This window comes from Terriglobia bacterium, assembly GCA_020073185.1.
Taxonomy (GTDB): domain Bacteria; phylum Acidobacteriota; class Terriglobia; order Terriglobales; family Acidobacteriaceae; genus JAIQGF01.
The window spans coordinates 1-17,028 of sequence record JAIQFT010000048.1 but is presented as its reverse complement, the minus strand read 5'-3'; the positions used below and the strand labels follow the sequence as shown (position 1 = coordinate 17,028).

Below are 17,028 nucleotides of genomic sequence, written 5' to 3'. Positions count from 1 at the left end.
GTCACCAAACCTGGTCAATTTCGGGCCGTTTTGGTGACGCGCGAAAGGGGGGCGACAGTTACGGTTCGCGCTGTCCGACGGACTTGCGCAGGCGAAGGAAGAGGAAGCCACAGCCGGTAAACATCAGGAGCGCGCTCGCGGGCTCGGGAACGGTTCCAAGATACTCCTGCGGCGGGCCGCCTGGCCCGTTCACGATCGTCGTCGTATTACCGTCCCAGGTGTACACCACGATGTTGCTGAGCGCGTTGGGATCGATGGTGGTGGGAACCTGGGCAAGCCACCACGCTACGCTGCCCTGGGTCGAGACACTGCCCATCACCGAGGATGGCACAACGAGGGTAGGCGAGGTGGTTTTCCAGATGGCCCAGTTGATGGAGTTCGGCGATGCGTAGGGGGCATTGTTCACAAGCTGCTGGAAGAGCCATCCCGCTTGGTAGTAAGCAGTGGCACTGAATTGACCTGCGCCAGTCGCCGCGCCCGCCAAGGTGTTGACGTTGGCGTACCAACTCTCTCCCAACTGGACTTCGTGGTTGTAATCATCGCAAAGCAACGCAATCAGCGCCGGTGAGCCATTGACGGAGAAGTTATAGGGATAAGTGTACACGCCGCCGGAGTTGTTGTTGGGCAGGGTGTTGACGAGCTTGAGGTTTACAGTATCCGCATGCAGGGCGGCTGCAAGCGAAACCAACAGCAAGAGGAGCAAAGCTGATTTTGTGAGTGAGCGCATCATGCAACCGGTAATTGCACGCAGAGCGCCATCTTGCTTGCGCCGGGCCCAAGTAAGCATTTGTATTTTCAATAGGATAGCGCCACCGCACGGTGACCGAAGTAACTGCTCTCCAGGATTTCGGACGCTGGGAAGGGTAAATCTTTGCACATATTAGGGGAAAACATTTGCACACATCGCTGTTGGAGCGGTTTAGGGCCTAACTGGCGAAAGGCGCTTCCTTATCGACAATTGCTGCAATGGCGCATTCGTGGGGCGGAAGATTTTTCGGTTGTTGTACGTAGCGTTGCGGAGCATAATCTGACGGCACGGCGGCAAACCCCCAAACCACCAGCGTGAGTTCGTCCAGCAAACTTCTCTGGCGCAATGCTCTCCTCCTTATTCCTGTCCTGTTATTGGCTGCGTCGGGAGCCGTCTATTGGCGAGCTATGCACGCGTTGCGTGGCGCTAGCGAGCAAGTCGCGGCGGAGAAGTATATCCGCTTCGGCGTGCGCCATGTTGAACCGAGCGCCAACCCGGGCTTCGAGTGGATCAGCGCGCCGGCAGTTTTTTCCAGCGCGGCCCGTTTCCAGGACAAGTTATACCTCAGCGGCCCAGCGGGTCTGTTTGAATACAGCGCACGTGGCGCGCTGCTGAAGCGGTATCGCGTCGGGCAGGAGCTGCCGGCCTCACCGCTTGGCGTCATGGCGCAGGCGACTCTCGCCGATTCGCGCCAGCCGGAATTGCTGATTGCAACCGCGTCGGAAGGCGTGCTGGCATTCAACGGCCATGTGTTTCGGCAGATCCGGCCGGAAGATGCGGCCGCCCGCAGCGTCACGACCATTCTTCCGATGGCTTCCGGAAGCCTGCTGATCGGCACACAGAAGAAAGGTGTGCTCGTCTACGACGGGCATGCGATCACCCTGCTCCATTCGACTCTCGCCAACCTGCACATCACGGCGCTGGCGGGCGATGAGAGCGAGTTGTGGGTGGGCACGCTGGACCGCGGCGTGCTGCGCTTCCATGCGGGGCAAAGCGACACCTTTGGCGAAGCCGAAGGGCTGCCCGACGCGCAAGTGCACTCGATCGCGCTGGCTGAAGGCTCGGTCTACGTGGGCACATCAGCCGGCGTGGCGGAATTCCGCGATGGCAAGCTGTGGCGAGTGCTGGCGAAGGGCGCGTTGGCGCGCGCGTTGTTGCCGCGTGCCGGTGCGCTGCTGATCGGCACGATGGACGAAGGCATCGCGGATGTTCCGCTGGCGCAGACGCGGGTGATTCCAGCGCGCTTGCGCGCGTCGGTGGATTTCGGCGAGACACAGCAACTCTTCGCTGCCGAAGGCGCGGTTTTCGCGCTCGCCAAGGACGGCCTCTACGAACTGGGGCGCGGGGCCGGCTGGGAGCGAGTGCTGTCGCGCGAAGGCGCGCAGCTTACCGACCGAAACATTTCGGCGTTGGCAGTGGATCCGGAAGGACGGCTGTGGGTCGGCTACTTCGACCGCGGGCTCGACATCCTGGCGTCGCTTGGCGGGCGCACACAACACGTGGAGAACGAGCGCGCGTTCTGCATCAATCGCATCGTGCCGCGTCTGGGCGGCGACGGCGCATACGTCGCCACGGCCAACGGCCTGCTTCTGTTTGACAACGGCGGCAACGAGCAGCAGGCGCTGAAGCGCAGCGACGGGTTGATCGCGGACCATGTCACCGACGTTGTGCCCTATCGCGGCGGGATCGCGGTGGCCACGCCCGCTGGGCTGACCTTCCTCGATGGGTCCGGCGCGCGCAGTCTGTACGCCTTTCACGGGTTGGTGAACAACCACGTTTACGCACTGGGAGTAATGGGCGACCGCCTGATGGCGGGGACGCTCGGCGGCCTGACGGTGCTCGACGACGAGAAGATCGTCGGCAGCTACACTACTGCGACTTCCGAACTGAAGCACAACTGGATCACAGCGGTGCTGCCCGTCGGCAACGAATGGATGATCGGCACCTATGGCGCGGGCATGATGAGTCTGGATTCGGGCGGCCATTTCCAGCCGTTGGAGGCAGGAACAGGAAAACTCGAGGTCAATCCCAACGCGATGCTGGCAACGGCGCAACACGTCTTTGCCGGCACGCTGGGGCACGGATTGCATGTGTACAACCGCGAGTCGCGGCGCTGGACAGTGGTGCGTGACGGGTTACCGTCGGAGAACGTAACCGCGCTGGCGGTGAGCGGCGGGTATTTGTATGTGGGGACCGATAACGGGCTGGTTCGGATTGTGGAGCAGAACTTGCCATGAGACGGCTTCTTATCTTCTTGATATGGGTGGCATCCGCGGCATGCTTCGGCGACGCGGGCGTGCTGATTCCGCGTGACAAGCAACAGCCGGATCCTGCGGTGCTGTCGCTGGAAGAGATGGAAATCACGATTCGCATCGACAACGGCGACGCGCGCGTCTTCGTGCGGCAGGTGTTCGCGAACCATACCGGCGTCGTACAGGAAGGGAATTACTTTTTTGCGCTGCCTAGCCGAGCGACGGTTTCAGACTTTGCGACCTGGGACGGGCCGACGCGCTTGCCCGCGGTCATACTCGAGCGCAAACGCGCGGAGGAACTCTATAACCAGCTCAAGCAGCAGTACATCGATCCCGGCCTCCTGCAACAAGGGGAGCGCGGTGCGGAGGAAGCGCGGCGCAGCGCGGTGTTCAGCGCAAAGATCACGCCCATTCCGGCACGGGGAACCAAGCGCATGGAGATCGAGTATCACCAGTCGATCCCGGTGGAGGGCCTGCGCTCCTATTTCTCGATTCCGCTGCGGCCCGATGCATACCAGGCGCAGACCGCACTGCACCTGTGGATCCACTTCGAAATGGATTCGGCGCACGCCATTCGCGGTTTCCAGGTAGGCGGGAAGATCTTTCCGCTGAAGCTGTCAGAGAACTCGGAACACGTGGTGAAAGGCGAGTTCGAGGCTCGGCAAGTCGCCTTGACCGAAGACTTCAGCGTGCAATGGCAGCTCGACAACGCGGACGTCGACGCGCTCAAGGTGTTGACGTATCGCAACCCGGTGAGCGGGCAGCCATCCCCGCACGAGATGGCGCCGGTGCGCTCCACAACCGAGCCAGGCTTCTTCGAGGCGCAAGCGCTGATCGGCAACGGAAGCAAAGGAGCGAGCGCCGGTAAACAGGAGGCGCCGAAGACGGCGATCCTGCTGTTCGACAATTCGCTCTCCATGCAGTGGGAGAAGCTCGAGCGCAGCTACGAGGCGTTGGAGAAAATCCTGCGCGGGCTGCGCCCGGGCGACCGCTTTAACCTCATCCTCTTTAATACGCAGATCCAGACGTTCCAGCCGGCGGCGGCCGCCGCGGACGCAACGACGGTGGGGAAGGCTCTCGATTTCGTGAAAGCCAGCCGGTTGCGCGGCGGCACCGATCTGCAGAAAGCGCTGGAAACGGGACTGACGCAGGCGGCGCTCTCCGGCCCGAATGCGTACCTGGTGTTGTTGAGCGACGGCGGCGCGGATCGCGGAATCATTCACAACGGCAAACTGTCGGCGTGGTACGCGCAGCAATGGAAGAAACTGGCGGAAGCGCAGCGGCCGCGCACCTACATCTTTGGGGTGGGTGATGATGCCAACCTGCCGCTGCTGCGGATGTTGTCGCGCAACGACGGCGTGCTGGAAAACGTTCTGTCGACGGAAGCCGCCGACTTCAAGCTCAACGCCTTCGCATCGAAGATCGGGCGCAGTCCGGTTGGGCAGTTGCGCCTGGAGGTTGCGCCGCAGACCTCTGTGCAGACGGTGTATGCGCTGCAGGACTCCGCTTTCTCGGGCTCGATGGCTTCGTGGGTTGGACAATACAAGCAGCCCCAACGGGGAGTCACGTTCGCAGCCCGCGCGGTCCGCGACGGCGAAGCGCTGGAGATGAAGCAAACGGCGGACCTGCCGGCGGAAGCGGCAAACCATCCGCAACTGCCGCGGCTTTGGGCGCGGGCTCGCGTAGACGCACTGCTGGAAAAGATCGAGCGTGACGGCGAAGACCGCGCGTCGATTGACGAAATCATTCGGCTGGCACGCAAGTACAAATTCGTGACGCCGTACACATCGTTCCTGGCGGTGCCACGATCGCTGCTCCGTCCGCGCGTGATCCGCCCCGGCGATCCGGTGCTGCGCGTGAAGACGGATGAATCGATCGTGTCCGTGATCGCGCTGTTTCCATTCGGCCTGGTAAAGAAGTTGCGCTACCTGCCCAGCGAAGACATCTGGCAGACGCGCTTCCTCGCGCCCAACGACATGCAGGACGGAACCTACGCGGTGCGCCTGATGTTGCGCGATCGCAGCGGCAACATGTATCGCGAGCAGAAGACGTTCGTCATCGCTAGCACGCCGCCGGTGGTCAAGCTGCGTCTTGACAAAAAGAAGTTTCGCAGAGGCGAGGTCATGCTGCTTAGAGCTAACGCGTCGCAGAGCACGCGCACGCTGGTAGCCCGGCTGGAGGGCGCCGCGCCCGTCGCTCTCAAGTGGAGCCAGCAGGCGGGCACGAATACGGGCGAACTGATCGTCCCCGAGAATCTGCCGGCAGGAACGTACCGGCTCACCGTGACGGCGGAAGACATGGCGCACAACGCCGGCTCGCAGGAGGTGCAGATTGAAGTGCTTCCGTAAGAGCATCGGGCGAGTGGCGATCGTGGTGGCGACGGTTTGCGCCGGGTTGGTTCTGGCGGCCAGCGGCGCGCTGCCGGCTTGGATGGTCAACGTCGAGAGCAAGTCCGCGTTGGAAGGCGTCTTCTTCCGGCTCATGGATATGCCCGGAGGCGCAGTGCTGGGACGGCGTCCCCCGGCGGAGACGCGCGCCGCGCTGGCGGAACTGATCAAGGACAAGCCGCGCGACGCCGGCCTGTATTCCCTGCGCGCGCTGGAAGACGAACAGGCGCTTGACTTCGATGCCGCGGAAGCCGACTGGAAGCAATACGCGCAGAAGGCGCAGGACAAGGCCGCTGCGAACTTGGCGCTGGCGGACTTCTACCACCGTCGCGTGCGTCCGCAGGATGAGATCAGGATTCTCGCCACCGTCGGGCAGATGTCGCCGGCATCGGGCGAAGCGCTGATGCCCAACTCGCAGCAACGGTCGTGGAAGGCTTTCGAGCGAATCCTTGACCTCGCGCGGGCGCACGCTATGCCGAGCGACCTCACGGCAGCGCAATACAAGGCTTGGATCGCGCGCTATCCGCGGGAGCGCTCGCTCTACATTCGGTACTTTCAGTTCCTGCTGGATCAGAAGAATGCACCCGAGGCGCAACAGGCCATTGCGGAATACCAGAAAGCGTTTCCCGATGACGCAGTGTTTCCCGTGAAGGCGAAGGCGCTGGTCAGCTACAAACAGGGCTCGGTGGAGCGGGGGCTCGCCGTCTACGATCAGGCATTCCAGCCGTTATGGCCGGCGGAACTGGTGCAGAGCTTCTTCGAACTGCTCAAAGAAACGCGCACCTCGCGCCAGTACCTGGATCAATGGCGCGGGCAGTTGGAGGCGAATCCCGACGACCTGAACTCGCTGGCACGGATCTTCTTTTATTACCAGCAGCAGGGCAAGCTCGACGTAGCGCAACAGATGATCAACGAGTACAGGTTGCGCAAGGAAGCGCGCAAAGGGCAGTGGTCGACGGATGAGTTGTACACGCTGGCGCGCCTGCTGGAGCAGGTGCACGCCTACGCCGAGGCTTCCCGCTATTACTACGCGCTCTACGACGCGCAGGGGCCGGGTGCGAAAGAGAAAGCGATGGCTGGATTGACCTCGATCCTGCTGACGGCCCCGGAGCAGCCGCTGCGGCTCGGCGCAGGTGAACTGTCGATCTACCAGGACATCGCAACACTCGATCCAGGGCCGGGATTTTTCAACGGCATTCTGTCGCTGATCTTGAACTCGACCAATGCCGCCAATCATTTCTCGGAAGAGGAGCAACGAGCCGTTCCATACCTCCATCGCGCCAAGGCGGCGGAGCTGCTCTCGGCATTCGACGCGCAATTCCCGCAATCACCGCGGCGTCCCGAACTGCACGAGCAGTTGCTTGAGACCTACGCGAACTACGGCGCCAGCGATGCGGTGATCCGTGACGGCAAGCAGTTCCTGGCAAATTTCGCCGCAGCGCCACAACGCACGCAGGTAGCGCTGCTCATGGCGGAAGCGTACTCACGGACGAAGCAGACGAAAGAGGAATTTGCCATCTACGACTCGGTGCTGCAGGAGCTGGCGAGAAACGCGCAGCAAGTTCCGCTGGGCTCTGCGGCGAATGAAAGCGACTACAGCAAGCGGGTCGAAGCCGAAGAACAAAGTTCTCCAGCAGTCTCATGCGAAGAGGAAGATTGCCAGCAGGGAGCGCCACAAGCTCGCTTACAAAAGCGGCCGCAGCAGAAGGCATTCTCGGTGGGACAGACTTCCGTCGAACAGCCGAGTGGGCCGCGTTCCCCCGAGTATGCGCGCGTACTGGAGCGCTACATCGGGCGTCTGGTGCAGCAGAAGCTGGTGGCGGACGCGCTCGCCGTGCTGCGCCGCGAAATCGACCGCAATCCGAACGATCCGGGTTTGTACGAGCGGCTGGCGGAGTTCCTGCAGCAGAACCAGATCGGCGCCGAGACGGAACAGGTATACAAGCGCGCCATTCAACAGTTCCCAGAGCGCTCCTGGTATCACAAGCTGGCGCGGTGGTACCTGGCGCAAAAGCGCAAGGCGGATTTCGTGCAACTGAGTTCCGATGTCAGCAAGATTTTCGCCGGGACGGAGCTGCAATCGTATTTTGACGCGGTTGTGCGCGGGGCCAATTACGAGATTGAGCCGCAGATGTACCTGCAACTGAACTTGTATGCACACCAGCGATTCCCGCACAACCTGACGTTTGTCCGCAACTTGCTCGGCGCGTACAGCCGGAGGGAGACGCGCGACAACGCCGCGTACGAACGGCTGCTGCATGAGCATTGGATGGAAGCCGACGATTTGCGCGACCGGCTGTTCCAGTCGCTTTCGGGGCCAAGGCTAGAGGCAGAATTGCGCCGAGTGGAGTCCGGCGAGATGGCCAGCAACTGGGACGCCGCGGCCAACAAAAATCCTCTGGCCGTTCGCTTCGTTGCTGACGCGCACCTTTGGCGCTCGCACTTTGAAGACGCGGCGGCGCCGCTGGGCGCCATGGCGCGAGTGTTTCCGGCAGACTTCGAGATCGGCCGGCGTGCGTCTGCCGTGTTCCGCTCGCTGGCGTATTTCGATTCACGCAACACCGAGCTTGCCGTGGCGGTCGAGCAAAACCTGCTGCAGGCCGATGCCGGTAACCGCGAGACGCTGGCGCGAATTGGGGACATCTACGCTGATCGCGAGCTGTTCGCGAAGGCCACGCCGTACTGGAACAAGATGGTGGAAACCGAGCCCGGATTGCAGGCCGGGTATCTCGATGCGGCGACCGTCTACTGGGATTACTTCGATTTCGACAATGCGCTGCGTCTGCTGAATGAGGGCCGCGCAAAGCTCGGCCGTCCCGACTTGTATGCCTACGAGGAAGGCGCGATCTACGAAGGCAAGCGCGCGTATCCGCAGGCCGTGGCCGAGTACGTGAAGGGCGCGCTGGGGCGGGAGGGAGGCTCCGCTCAGGCGCGACTGCAGCAACTGGCAACGCGCGCGAGTTATCGCGACCTGGTGGAGGAGGCGACGACGAAGCCGACGGAGCGGGCGAATCCAGCGCCCGAGGCCGTGAACCTGCGTATCGCCGTACTGGAGGCGCAGGGCCGCAAGGACGACCTGGAGAAGTTCCTGATGCGGCTGATCGAGCGCGCCAGTTCGCTCGATTTGCTGGAGAGTTTGGAAACGCTGGCACAACAAAAGTCCATTGAACCCGCGCGTCAGCGCGCACTGGAGCGGCAAGCGGAACTGACCACCGATCCCATCCGGCGCCTCGAACTGCGCTACCAGTTGGTGCGCTTCTATGAAGGCAAGAAGGATTTCGCGGCGGCGCAGCGCAACGTAGAGGTGCTTTACAGCGAGCATCCGAAGATTCTTGGCGTGGTGCGGGCGACCGTGGACTTCTTCTGGCGGATGAAACTACAGCAGCGGGCGATCGAGGTGCTGGAACAGGCGTCGAAGGATGCTTACCCGGACCTTGCCAGGAGGTTCCGCTTTGAGGCGGCACGCAAGATGACCGAAGCCGGCCACTACGAACCGGCGCGGCAGATCATCGTGCCGCTCATGGCGGCTGAGCCATACAACACCGAATACCTGGCCGCGATGGCTGACACGTTCGCGCGGTCCGGCGACAATCGCGGCCTGAAGAAGTTCTATCTGGAGAAGATCGCGTTCTTCCAGGGCACATCGATGGACGCGAGCGCGAAGACCATGCAGATCGCGGCGCTACGCCGCGGGCTGATCCCGGCGCTCACCCGGCTGAAGGATTACAGCGGCGCCGTGGATCAGTACATGCTCATTATAAATAGCTACCCCGAGGACGAAGGGCTCGTTACCGAGGCCGCTTATTACGCCGGGCGCTACGCGCTGAAGCAGCGGCTGCTGGACTTCTACGCCAAGACGGTGCAGCAATCGCCGCGCGACGTGCGCTGGGCGGTGGTGTTGGCGCGGCTCGAGGCGAATTTCGAGGACTACCCCGCGGCGATCGACGCCTATGCAAAGGCGATCGTGGTGCGGCCGGATCGGGTGGACCTGCGCACCGCCCGGGCCGGATTGCTGGAACGGTTGATGCGCTTCGACGACGCGGTGGCCGACTATCAGAAGCTCTACGAGCTCACTTATAAAAACCCGAGCTGGATGGAGAAGATCGCGGAAGTTCGTGCACGGCAAGGGAAGACGGCCGACGTCGTGCAGGCGCTGAAGCTGGCTTTCATCGAGGGTCGTCCCGAGCAGCCGCAAAATTATTTTAACGCCGCCCAGCGGCTGGAAAGGTGGAACATGCTGATGGCGGCGCGCGAGTTTGCCGAACAGGGCATGAAAGCCGCCGGCGACAACGCGTTGGGCCACGAGTCGCTCAGTGGAACGCGTTTGTGGATGCGTATCCTCACGCGACAGCGCAAGCAAGACGAAGCATGGACGCGGCTGGACCGGATCCGGAACGCCGTGTCGGCGAGAGTGGCCGCCGCGCTGGCGAAGCCGGCCGTGCCGAATTCCGACGAGGATGCTGTCCGTCGTGCCGGCGAGGCGGCGCGGCGGAAAGACGCGCGGGCAAACTTGAGCGCGTGCCTCCAGGAGATGGGTGCGACGATCGACAAGTATTTCGTGCCCGAGGAACGCGCGCGGTTCGCAGGCTACCTGGCGCAGAAGCGCGCGGGCATGAGCCTGAATGACGTCGGCGACTTCCTGGCTCCGGCCGCGCAATCCGCGGGAATTCCGGCGCTGGAGGTGCAGTGGCGGCAGGAGTTGCTGCTGGCGGGAACCGATTCGGCGCTGTCCGGAGTGACTCGACTGGTGGACCTGCAAACTAAGCGCCTGAAGTTCACCGAACTCGGGGCGCAGATGGAAGCGCTCGCCGCGCGTGCTCCGGTTCCGGAACGCGCCATGTACCTGCAGCGGGCGGCGGATACGTATCGCTCCGGCGGCGACTGGCAGTCGGAGTTGCGGTTGTTGAACGCGTTGCACGCGCGAAACGGATGGGCCGGTGACCCGCAGCGGTATTACGAGCTGTTACTGGCGCACGATCCGCAGACGCTGGTTGCGCTCGCCAACAGCAATCAGCGGACGGAGCGCGATGCGGTTGCGAATTACATCGTCGCCAACGGCGACGGCCACATCGCGCAGCTGGCCATCAACACGCGCGCGATCGGGCTGCCGCCGATCTGGTTAAAGGCGTATACGGGCCTGACAGGACTCTACTTCCGCGATGCATCACCGGCGGTCGACACCGCATTCCGGTCGGCGCTGTCGGATGCCACGATCGGCGAGCGGCTGGGAAAGCGGGTGGACCGCTCGCAGCAATTGGCCGGCAATACCTGGTTCTACTACGGCGCGCGTTACGGCGAGTACCTGGGAAGCGTGACCAAGCGGCCGAACGCGGAAGATTATCTCCCGTCGGCGCTGGAGCAGACGCCAGGCCGCGCCGCCGCCTATGAGACGCTGGCCGAGTATTACAACGATGCCGGTGAAGGCACGAAGGCCATCACCGACTACAGTCACTCACTGGAACTCGGGCCGGAGCGCGCGGACATCCATGACAAACTCGCCGTCATACATTGGAGGCAGAACAACCGCGCGGAAGCGGATGCGCATTGGCGCGAGTCGCTGTCGATCCTGACGCGGCAGGTGCAGCGGCGTCAGGTTCGGGAGACATTCTGGCGCGACTTCGGCAGTGTGATGGAGCACTTCCGCACGCGCAGGGTTTTTGGCGATTACCGCCGTGGCGTGGACGCCTTGCTGCGTGCCTACATCCGCAAGAATGGCACGTGGCGGAACACGGCGCTGATGCGCGACGCGTACCGGGCGCTGGGCGACGACGCAGCGGGAGTCGCATGGCTGCTCGACCTAGCGTCGGTCGCTCCGTACCCAACGGCGATGGTGGCGGAGTTCGCGGACAACCGCTGGATTCCCAAAGCGCGCAAGGAACCGATCTACCGGCGCATGCTGCAGTACAAGCAGGATGCGCTGTCGCGGACGCAGGGAATGGAGCGCGACTACGCGCTGCAGGACTACCAGAGCTGGCGCCGGCGCTGGATCGGCTACCTCCTCGACACGGGCCAGTTCGATCGTGCCCGTGCCGAACTCGATACGCTGCGGGCTGAAACCGGCGCGGTCGACCTGTTTGTAAGCGAGCGCCTGCGAGTGGACGCCGCGCAGAACCGGCTCGAAGCGACGCTGGATTCGTATCGCGCCGATCCGGATCATGCACCGCCGTTGCCGCTTCTGCGCGAAGTGGCCATGGACCTGCATAAGCAGAAGGACAAATCTTCGGCAAGCAAGGTTCTGGAATACGTGTTCAGCCGCGAAATCGAGGAGCACAAGCTCACGGCGGCGAACCTGCTCGGCTTGGCGGAGAGTCGCATCGGGTCCGGAGATATGAAGGGCGCGCTGGAACTGCTGCACCGGGCCACACTCGTGGTCGGGCAGCCGTTCGAGAATCTTGACGCGGCCGCGTCGCTGCTCGTCCGGTCCGGGCATCCCGCCGAAGCCACGGAGTTTTTCGATGCACTGGTCAAGGCGGAGCCCTGGAACGCCGTTGCGCGCGTGAACCTGGCGCACGCGCAGATGAAGGCGGGCAAGGATGCCGCGGGCGCACGCGCCGCGCTGATGGCGATCGCGCGCAACCCGGAGCTGGCATACGAGACGCGGCTTCGCGCGGCGGCTGCGGCTGCGCCGGGCGCGGAAATAGTCTGGGGTTCGAACGAACTGCGGATCATCGGAACCAATGCGACGGCGATTCCGGCCGCCTTCAATCCGGCGTTTTTCCACCAGGCCCGGCTCAAGGTGGCGCAGCAGGCCGGTTCCAACAAAATCCGCATGCAACTGCTGCGCGCGGCCCTCGAGGATTACCCGAGCCGCGATGCGGCGCGCGTGCCGTTCTTCCGTGCCGCGCTGGAGGCGAAGCAGAACCAGCTTGCGATCGCGACGCTGCAGCCGATGTTGCAGTCCGTGTTCCTGTTGCTGAAGGGAGACACGGACACCGAAAGAGCGAGCGACGCGGGCGATGAGCCGACGCTTCGCAATCCGTACGGCTGGCAAAGTGTGCCGCTGGCGGAGCGCGCGTCGCTAGCGCGTGATATTGGTTCCGCACTGGATGGCCTGAACCGCTGGCCGGAAGCGGTGCGGTTCCTGACTGTCGCCGCGCAACTGGAGACGGCCGCGGACAGGAAGGCAGCCGTACAAACGCAAATCGAAGACTTGCGCACGCGCATACGCCAGCGCGCGTTGAACGAAAACAGGCGTCCGATGATCCACTCGGAACTCGATCAGGACCGGGTGGTGAGGCCGATGCTGGTGTCGCGCAGGGCGCCGCCTCCGGCAGCCGCGCCGGCGAGAAGGAGGACGCCATGAAGCGAGCATTTCCGCTGGTGGCGATCGCGGCGATAGCGGTTGGTTCCTGGGCCACGTACCAGGCCTTGGCTCCAACGCCCAAACCGCTGAGCGCATTCATGCCGCCCGATGCCATCCTATATCTCGAAGCCAAGAGCTTCAGTGGCCTGCTCGCGGAGTGGAACGCGTCGGCGCAAAAGGCCTCGTGGGTGAAGAGCGACAACTTCGCGGTGTTTTCGCGCTCGCGCTTGTTCCAGCGGCTGGAACGGGCGCAGCGGGAGTTCGCCGCAGCCGCGGGTCTGCCGCCGGACATGAACTTTGCGACCGCGGTCGCCGGCGAGCAGAGTGCGCTCGCCATCTACGACATCGGCAACCTGGAGTTCGTATACGTCACGCGCATGAAGTCAGCGAAGTCGATGCAAACCGCGATCTGGCAACTCCGAAGCAAGTTCGAGCCGCGCAGCGCGAACGGCGCCAGCTTCTTCGTACACGCGGATCCGCAGTCGAAGCGGGTCGTCGGTTTCGGCGCTACCGACGAATACTTTGTGCTGGGCACCCGCGAGGACCTGATTGCGGGCGCGATGGCGCTGGTTGTGGGCCAGCAGGGACGCAACCTGGCGCAGGACGAGTGGTACCGGAAGGCGATTGCCGCCGCGCTGAAGCAGGGCGGCGACCTGCGCATGGTACTCGACCTGGCTGAGATCGCGCAGACACCACAGTTCCGCACCTACTGGGCCCAGCAGAACATCACCGAAACTCGACAATACTCGGCCGCTGTGGTCGACCTGTATCGCAGCGCCACGGAGTATCGCGAAGAGCGCGTGCTGCTTCGTGCCGGCGACCAGGAATCCGAGGGCGGGGAAGAGCCGCGGCAGGGCCTCGTTACTGCCGAAGGGATGAAGGCCGTCGCGGACGTCGTCAAGTTTGTACCGGACGGCGCCGGCGTGTATCGCGCGGTGGCGAATCCGACGCCCAGAGAGGCGCTGCGATTAATGGTCGTGAAGGTGCTGGCGCCACACATTGGGCTGGCTCCAGTGCAGCACCTTGCGCCCAAGGTCGCGCTTACTTCCGGCGAGGCCGGGAGCGAATCGGACCTGGAGACACGTGTCGATCAGCAGCCGGCGTCGCGCTATTCGTCGGAGCGCGTCAGCGACGAACTGGAAGGACAGCTTGCGCAGGCGCGAGTGCAAGCGCTTCTGCAAGTGGAAGGAACGCAGCGTGCGGCGAACGGTGTCTTCATCGGACCGCGCACCGTGCTGGTGTTCGTCGCATCTTCCGACTGGAACGGCGAGGCGATTCGCACCGCATTGCAGCGCGCGTTGCAGCCCGGACTGACCGCCAGCCACCTGGGGCTGGAGTGGACGCAGACGGGAGCGTCATATCGGCTGAACGGCCTGATGCCAATCGCGATGGCATTGCAGGGCAAGTACATGTTCGTTTCGGACGATCCCGCAAGGCTCGACGCGATGGTAGCCAGGAGTGGATCGGCGTCGACGATCCAGCCGGCAACGTACGCGGCTGGATTCAACCACCAAGGCGAGCGGGAAAACTTTCTGCGCCTGACGGGACTGGTCCATCGCGCGGCGGCGCCGCCCGAACGCGATGTCGCAGCCCAGGGAAGCGATGCGGCCGAGGAACGCGCGCCCAAGACGAAGAGTGACGCGGAAGCGCCGGAGCGCGAACCCGACTTTTTCTCGGAGAACATCGCCAGCCTGAGTGCAACGTTGAAGGATGTCAAGGCGGAGTCGATCGTGGTGCGACAGGCCGCCAGCCGCGTCCGCCAAACCGTCACGTATACCTGGTCGAAATGAGACGCGCGGCAATCGTGGCGCTTGCGATTGCGCTGATGCTGCCGACCTGCGGCGACGGCGCGGAGTCCGAGTCGTCCTCGCTGTTTGCCCAGTCAGCGGCGGCGATGTTGCGGCGCGACTTTGCCGATTCGAGAATTTCATACCTCCTGCTAAATGCGCGAGATGGCCGCCTGCTTGCTTCTCGCTGGGATCATCCTGAACAGCCCATTCCCGTAGGCTCGCTGGTGAAGCCGTTCACCGCCGTGGCGTACGCGCGTGCACACGATTTTCGATTTCCCGAGCACGAGTGCACAGGCGGCCGCACCTGCTGGCTGCCGCGCGGACACGGTCGTGTGGACCTTGTGCACGCAGTGGCGTTCTCCTGCAACGCATACTTTCGCGCGCTGGCCGCCGGCGTGAGCGCGGCAGAGAGCCAGAGTGCGATGCGCCAATTTGGCCTGGAAACGCCGGCAGCCGGAGCGACGACCGAGCAACTGATCGGACTCGACGATTCCTGGAAGATCGCGCCGCTGGCGTTGGCGCGGGCCTATCTCGAACTGACGCGCCATCCACTCGATCCGGGCGTGCGCGACGTCCTCGCCGGGATGGCGGAGTCCGCGCGTGCCGGTACCGGGCAGGGCATCAGCCGCGGCCTTCGCCGCCGTGCGGTACTGGCAAAGACGGGCACTGCCGCCTGTACGCACGGCCGCGCTCCCGGCGACGGATTTGCGGTGGCGCTGGTTCCAGCCGACGCGCCCACGTTGCTGCTGATGGTTCGAGTCCATGGTGTGCCTGGATCGCACGCGGCCGTCACGGCGGGACAGATGCTTCAGCGTCTGCAGCAGAAAGTCGGGGTGGGCAGTGATTAGGGCCGGTGCACTCGCGCTCGCGCTGTTGCTGGGCGTGCCGGCATGGGCGCAGACGGTTCGCATCGGCGTCTTTGGGCTGTTCCATCCCACGGAGTTGAGTATTGCTCCCGCGCCAGGCAGCTCTCTCGTAATCGAGACAGATGGGGAGAGCGGCACCATGAACCAGGCTGTACAAGTGCGCCTCGCTGGTGACCGCGTGCAGCTCTTGTCGCAGGGCGTTTCGTGGCGTGTCACTCGCGTGCGAATTCACGCCCGTGACGGCGGCCTCGCCGACCTGGTCCTGAGCGTTGCTGGAAAAATCCGGAGGCGCTATCGCGGCGCTCTAGAGATCGTTTCCAACCGCAGCGAACTCGCCCCGATCGTCACCATGGATCTGGAACTCGCCGTGGCGTCGGCTGTGGCCGCGGAGAGCCCGCCCGGCGCACCGCTTGAGGCGCTGAAGGCTCAAGCGGTTGCGACGCGTTCATTCCTGGTCGCGCATGGCAGCGGCCACAAGCTGTTCGATTTTTGCGATACGACGCACTGTCAGTTCCTGCGCCAGCCGCCAGCGCCGCATTCGCTGGCCGCGCGAGCCGCGCGTGAGACGCGAGGCATGGTGCTTACTTATCTCGGTTCGCCTTTCTCGGCCATGTTCGCGTCGTCGTGCGGGGGGCGCTCGAAGACGCTGGCGGAACTCGGACTGCCGGTGCGCGACTATCCCTACTTCGCGGTCGATTGCCCCTATTGCCGTCGGAACGCGGATCGCTGGACGCGGAAAGTGTCCCGCAGGGTGGTGGGCGAGCGCGGACGGTTGGAACTCGACCGTCAGCGTGGATGGAGCGCGCTTCCTGGCAATCATTACAGCGTGAAGGAGACAGACGACGGGATCGTCATGAAAGGCGCGGGGCAGGGACACGGCCTCGGGTTATGCCAGAAGGGCGCCGCCGGCATGGCCGCTGAGGGCAAGAGCTTTCGCGAGATACTCGATCATTATTATCCCAACACCCTCGTTCAGGTTGACGCTGCGTTGCGCTAGCACAGAGTGGCAGATAGGCGCAGAGAACACGCCGATCCATCTCTGACGCGGCGCCACCTTGTTCTGCAGCAGGTCTGGTGGCACTACCGCACTGGAATTGGTCTCATCATGGCCCGGAGACCGCGGATTTTATGTCGCGCGGAACCGGCTTGCCGGCAACTGGAGTCGCGGTCTTGGTCTATCTGCGCTTTATCATCCAGCCGATGAACACACCCGCGACCAGACCAAAAGCCAACGTCGCCGCCATGGTTTCCATCGGATGACGTTTGACACGTTGCGTCGTATCGTCCAGGAGTTCCTCCGCCACATCGCCGCTCCGTTTGACGGCACGCTTGATGACACCTACGCCCTCGTCGATCGCGTCCGCCATCGCAGACGATGCGCGTGAAAGTTTGCGGATTGATTCCGTGACCTGCGCGTCAGCTTTTTCCACAATGTTTTCCATAAGATATTTACCTCCTGCATGGAAGTACAATCAGCAACTCGACGACGCTCCTACCGAATGAGACGGATCACCGGAGATATCTGGAGATATGGCTCGCACAGCGGCCCCTCCCTGTGACCTGCCCCCTTACTCCGCACAGTTGAGACTACGACAACTTCCATCCTTTTCACCGAGCTTTTCAGCGGGGATGGGGGTGTGGGGCAAGGGGCCGGCGTTTGAGGCCTCTTGCCCCACTCCATC

9 protein-coding genes are annotated in these 17,028 nt (G+C 63.4%); 6 read left to right on the top strand and 3 right to left on the bottom strand.

Translation table 11 applies throughout. From position 1 onward, the window contains the following. Positions 1 to 58: 58 nt before the first annotated feature. On the bottom strand, positions 59 to 703 hold the full coding sequence (locus LAN64_15685; protein MBZ5569279.1) for a PEP-CTERM sorting domain-containing protein: 645 nt from the start codon (positions 701 to 703) through the stop codon (positions 59 to 61). 223 nt (positions 704 to 926) lie between these two features. After that, on the bottom strand, positions 927 to 1,094 hold the full coding sequence (locus LAN64_15680) for a hypothetical protein (protein MBZ5569278.1): 168 nt from the start codon (positions 1,092 to 1,094) through the stop codon (positions 927 to 929). 61 nt (positions 1,095 to 1,155) lie between these two features. Between LAN64_15680 and LAN64_15675 the strand changes: the two genes are divergently transcribed. Genes LAN64_15675 through LAN64_15650 form a run of 6 tightly spaced genes read left to right on the top strand, consistent with a single transcriptional unit; the run spans position 1,156 to position 16,343 of the window. Further along, positions 1,156 to 2,985, top strand: coding sequence for a PQQ-binding-like beta-propeller repeat protein (locus LAN64_15675; GenBank protein ID MBZ5569277.1), 1,830 nt, complete (start codon positions 1,156 to 1,158; stop codon positions 2,983 to 2,985). Next, complete coding sequence (locus LAN64_15670) at positions 2,982 to 5,348, top strand: VWA domain-containing protein (GenBank protein ID MBZ5569276.1); 2,367 nt, start codon at positions 2,982 to 2,984, stop codon at positions 5,346 to 5,348. Before LAN64_15675 ends, LAN64_15670 begins: the two co-directional genes overlap by 4 nt. Further along, positions 5,332 to 12,690: a hypothetical protein gene (locus LAN64_15665; protein ID MBZ5569275.1), complete on the top strand. Its 7,359-nt coding sequence runs from the start codon at positions 5,332 to 5,334 to the stop codon at positions 12,688 to 12,690. The genes LAN64_15670 and LAN64_15665 overlap by 17 nt, the downstream gene beginning before the upstream one ends. Next, entirely contained in the window at positions 12,687 to 14,480 is a 1,794-nt protein-coding gene (locus LAN64_15660) for a hypothetical protein (protein ID MBZ5569274.1), read from the top strand. Before LAN64_15665 ends, LAN64_15660 begins: the two co-directional genes overlap by 4 nt. After that, complete coding sequence (locus tag LAN64_15655) at positions 14,477 to 15,328, top strand: hypothetical protein (protein ID MBZ5569273.1); 852 nt, start codon at positions 14,477 to 14,479, stop codon at positions 15,326 to 15,328. Before LAN64_15660 ends, LAN64_15655 begins: the two co-directional genes overlap by 4 nt. After that, a complete protein-coding gene (locus tag LAN64_15650) occupies positions 15,321 to 16,343 on the top strand; it encodes a SpoIID/LytB domain-containing protein (GenBank protein ID MBZ5569272.1) in 1,023 nt (340 codons plus the stop codon). Before LAN64_15655 ends, LAN64_15650 begins: the two co-directional genes overlap by 8 nt. A gap of 178 nt (positions 16,344 to 16,521) precedes the next feature. On the opposite strand, the gene LAN64_15645 is transcribed toward LAN64_15650, so the two are convergent. Further along, on the bottom strand, positions 16,522 to 16,788 hold the full coding sequence (locus LAN64_15645; GenBank protein MBZ5569271.1) for a hypothetical protein: 267 nt from the start codon (positions 16,786 to 16,788) through the stop codon (positions 16,522 to 16,524). Positions 16,789 to 17,028: the final 240 nt, after the last annotated feature.

What these genes read in the sequence shown, in the direction of transcription:
- LAN64_15675 (MBZ5569277.1), top strand. Translation starts at nt 1,156, where the DNA reads ATGCACGCGTTGCGTGGCGCTAGCGAGCAAGTCGCGGCGGAGAAGTAT.
- LAN64_15670 (MBZ5569276.1), top strand. Translation starts at nt 2,982, where the DNA reads ATGAGACGGCTTCTTATCTTCTTGATATGGGTGGCATCCGCGGCATGC.
- LAN64_15660 (MBZ5569274.1), top strand. Translation starts at nt 12,687, where the DNA reads ATGAAGCGAGCATTTCCGCTGGTGGCGATCGCGGCGATAGCGGTTGGT.
- LAN64_15655 (MBZ5569273.1), top strand. Translation starts at nt 14,477, where the DNA reads ATGAGACGCGCGGCAATCGTGGCGCTTGCGATTGCGCTGATGCTGCCG.
- LAN64_15645 (MBZ5569271.1), bottom strand. Translation starts at nt 16,788, where the DNA reads ATGGAAAACATTGTGGAAAAAGCTGACGCGCAGGTCACGGAATCAATC.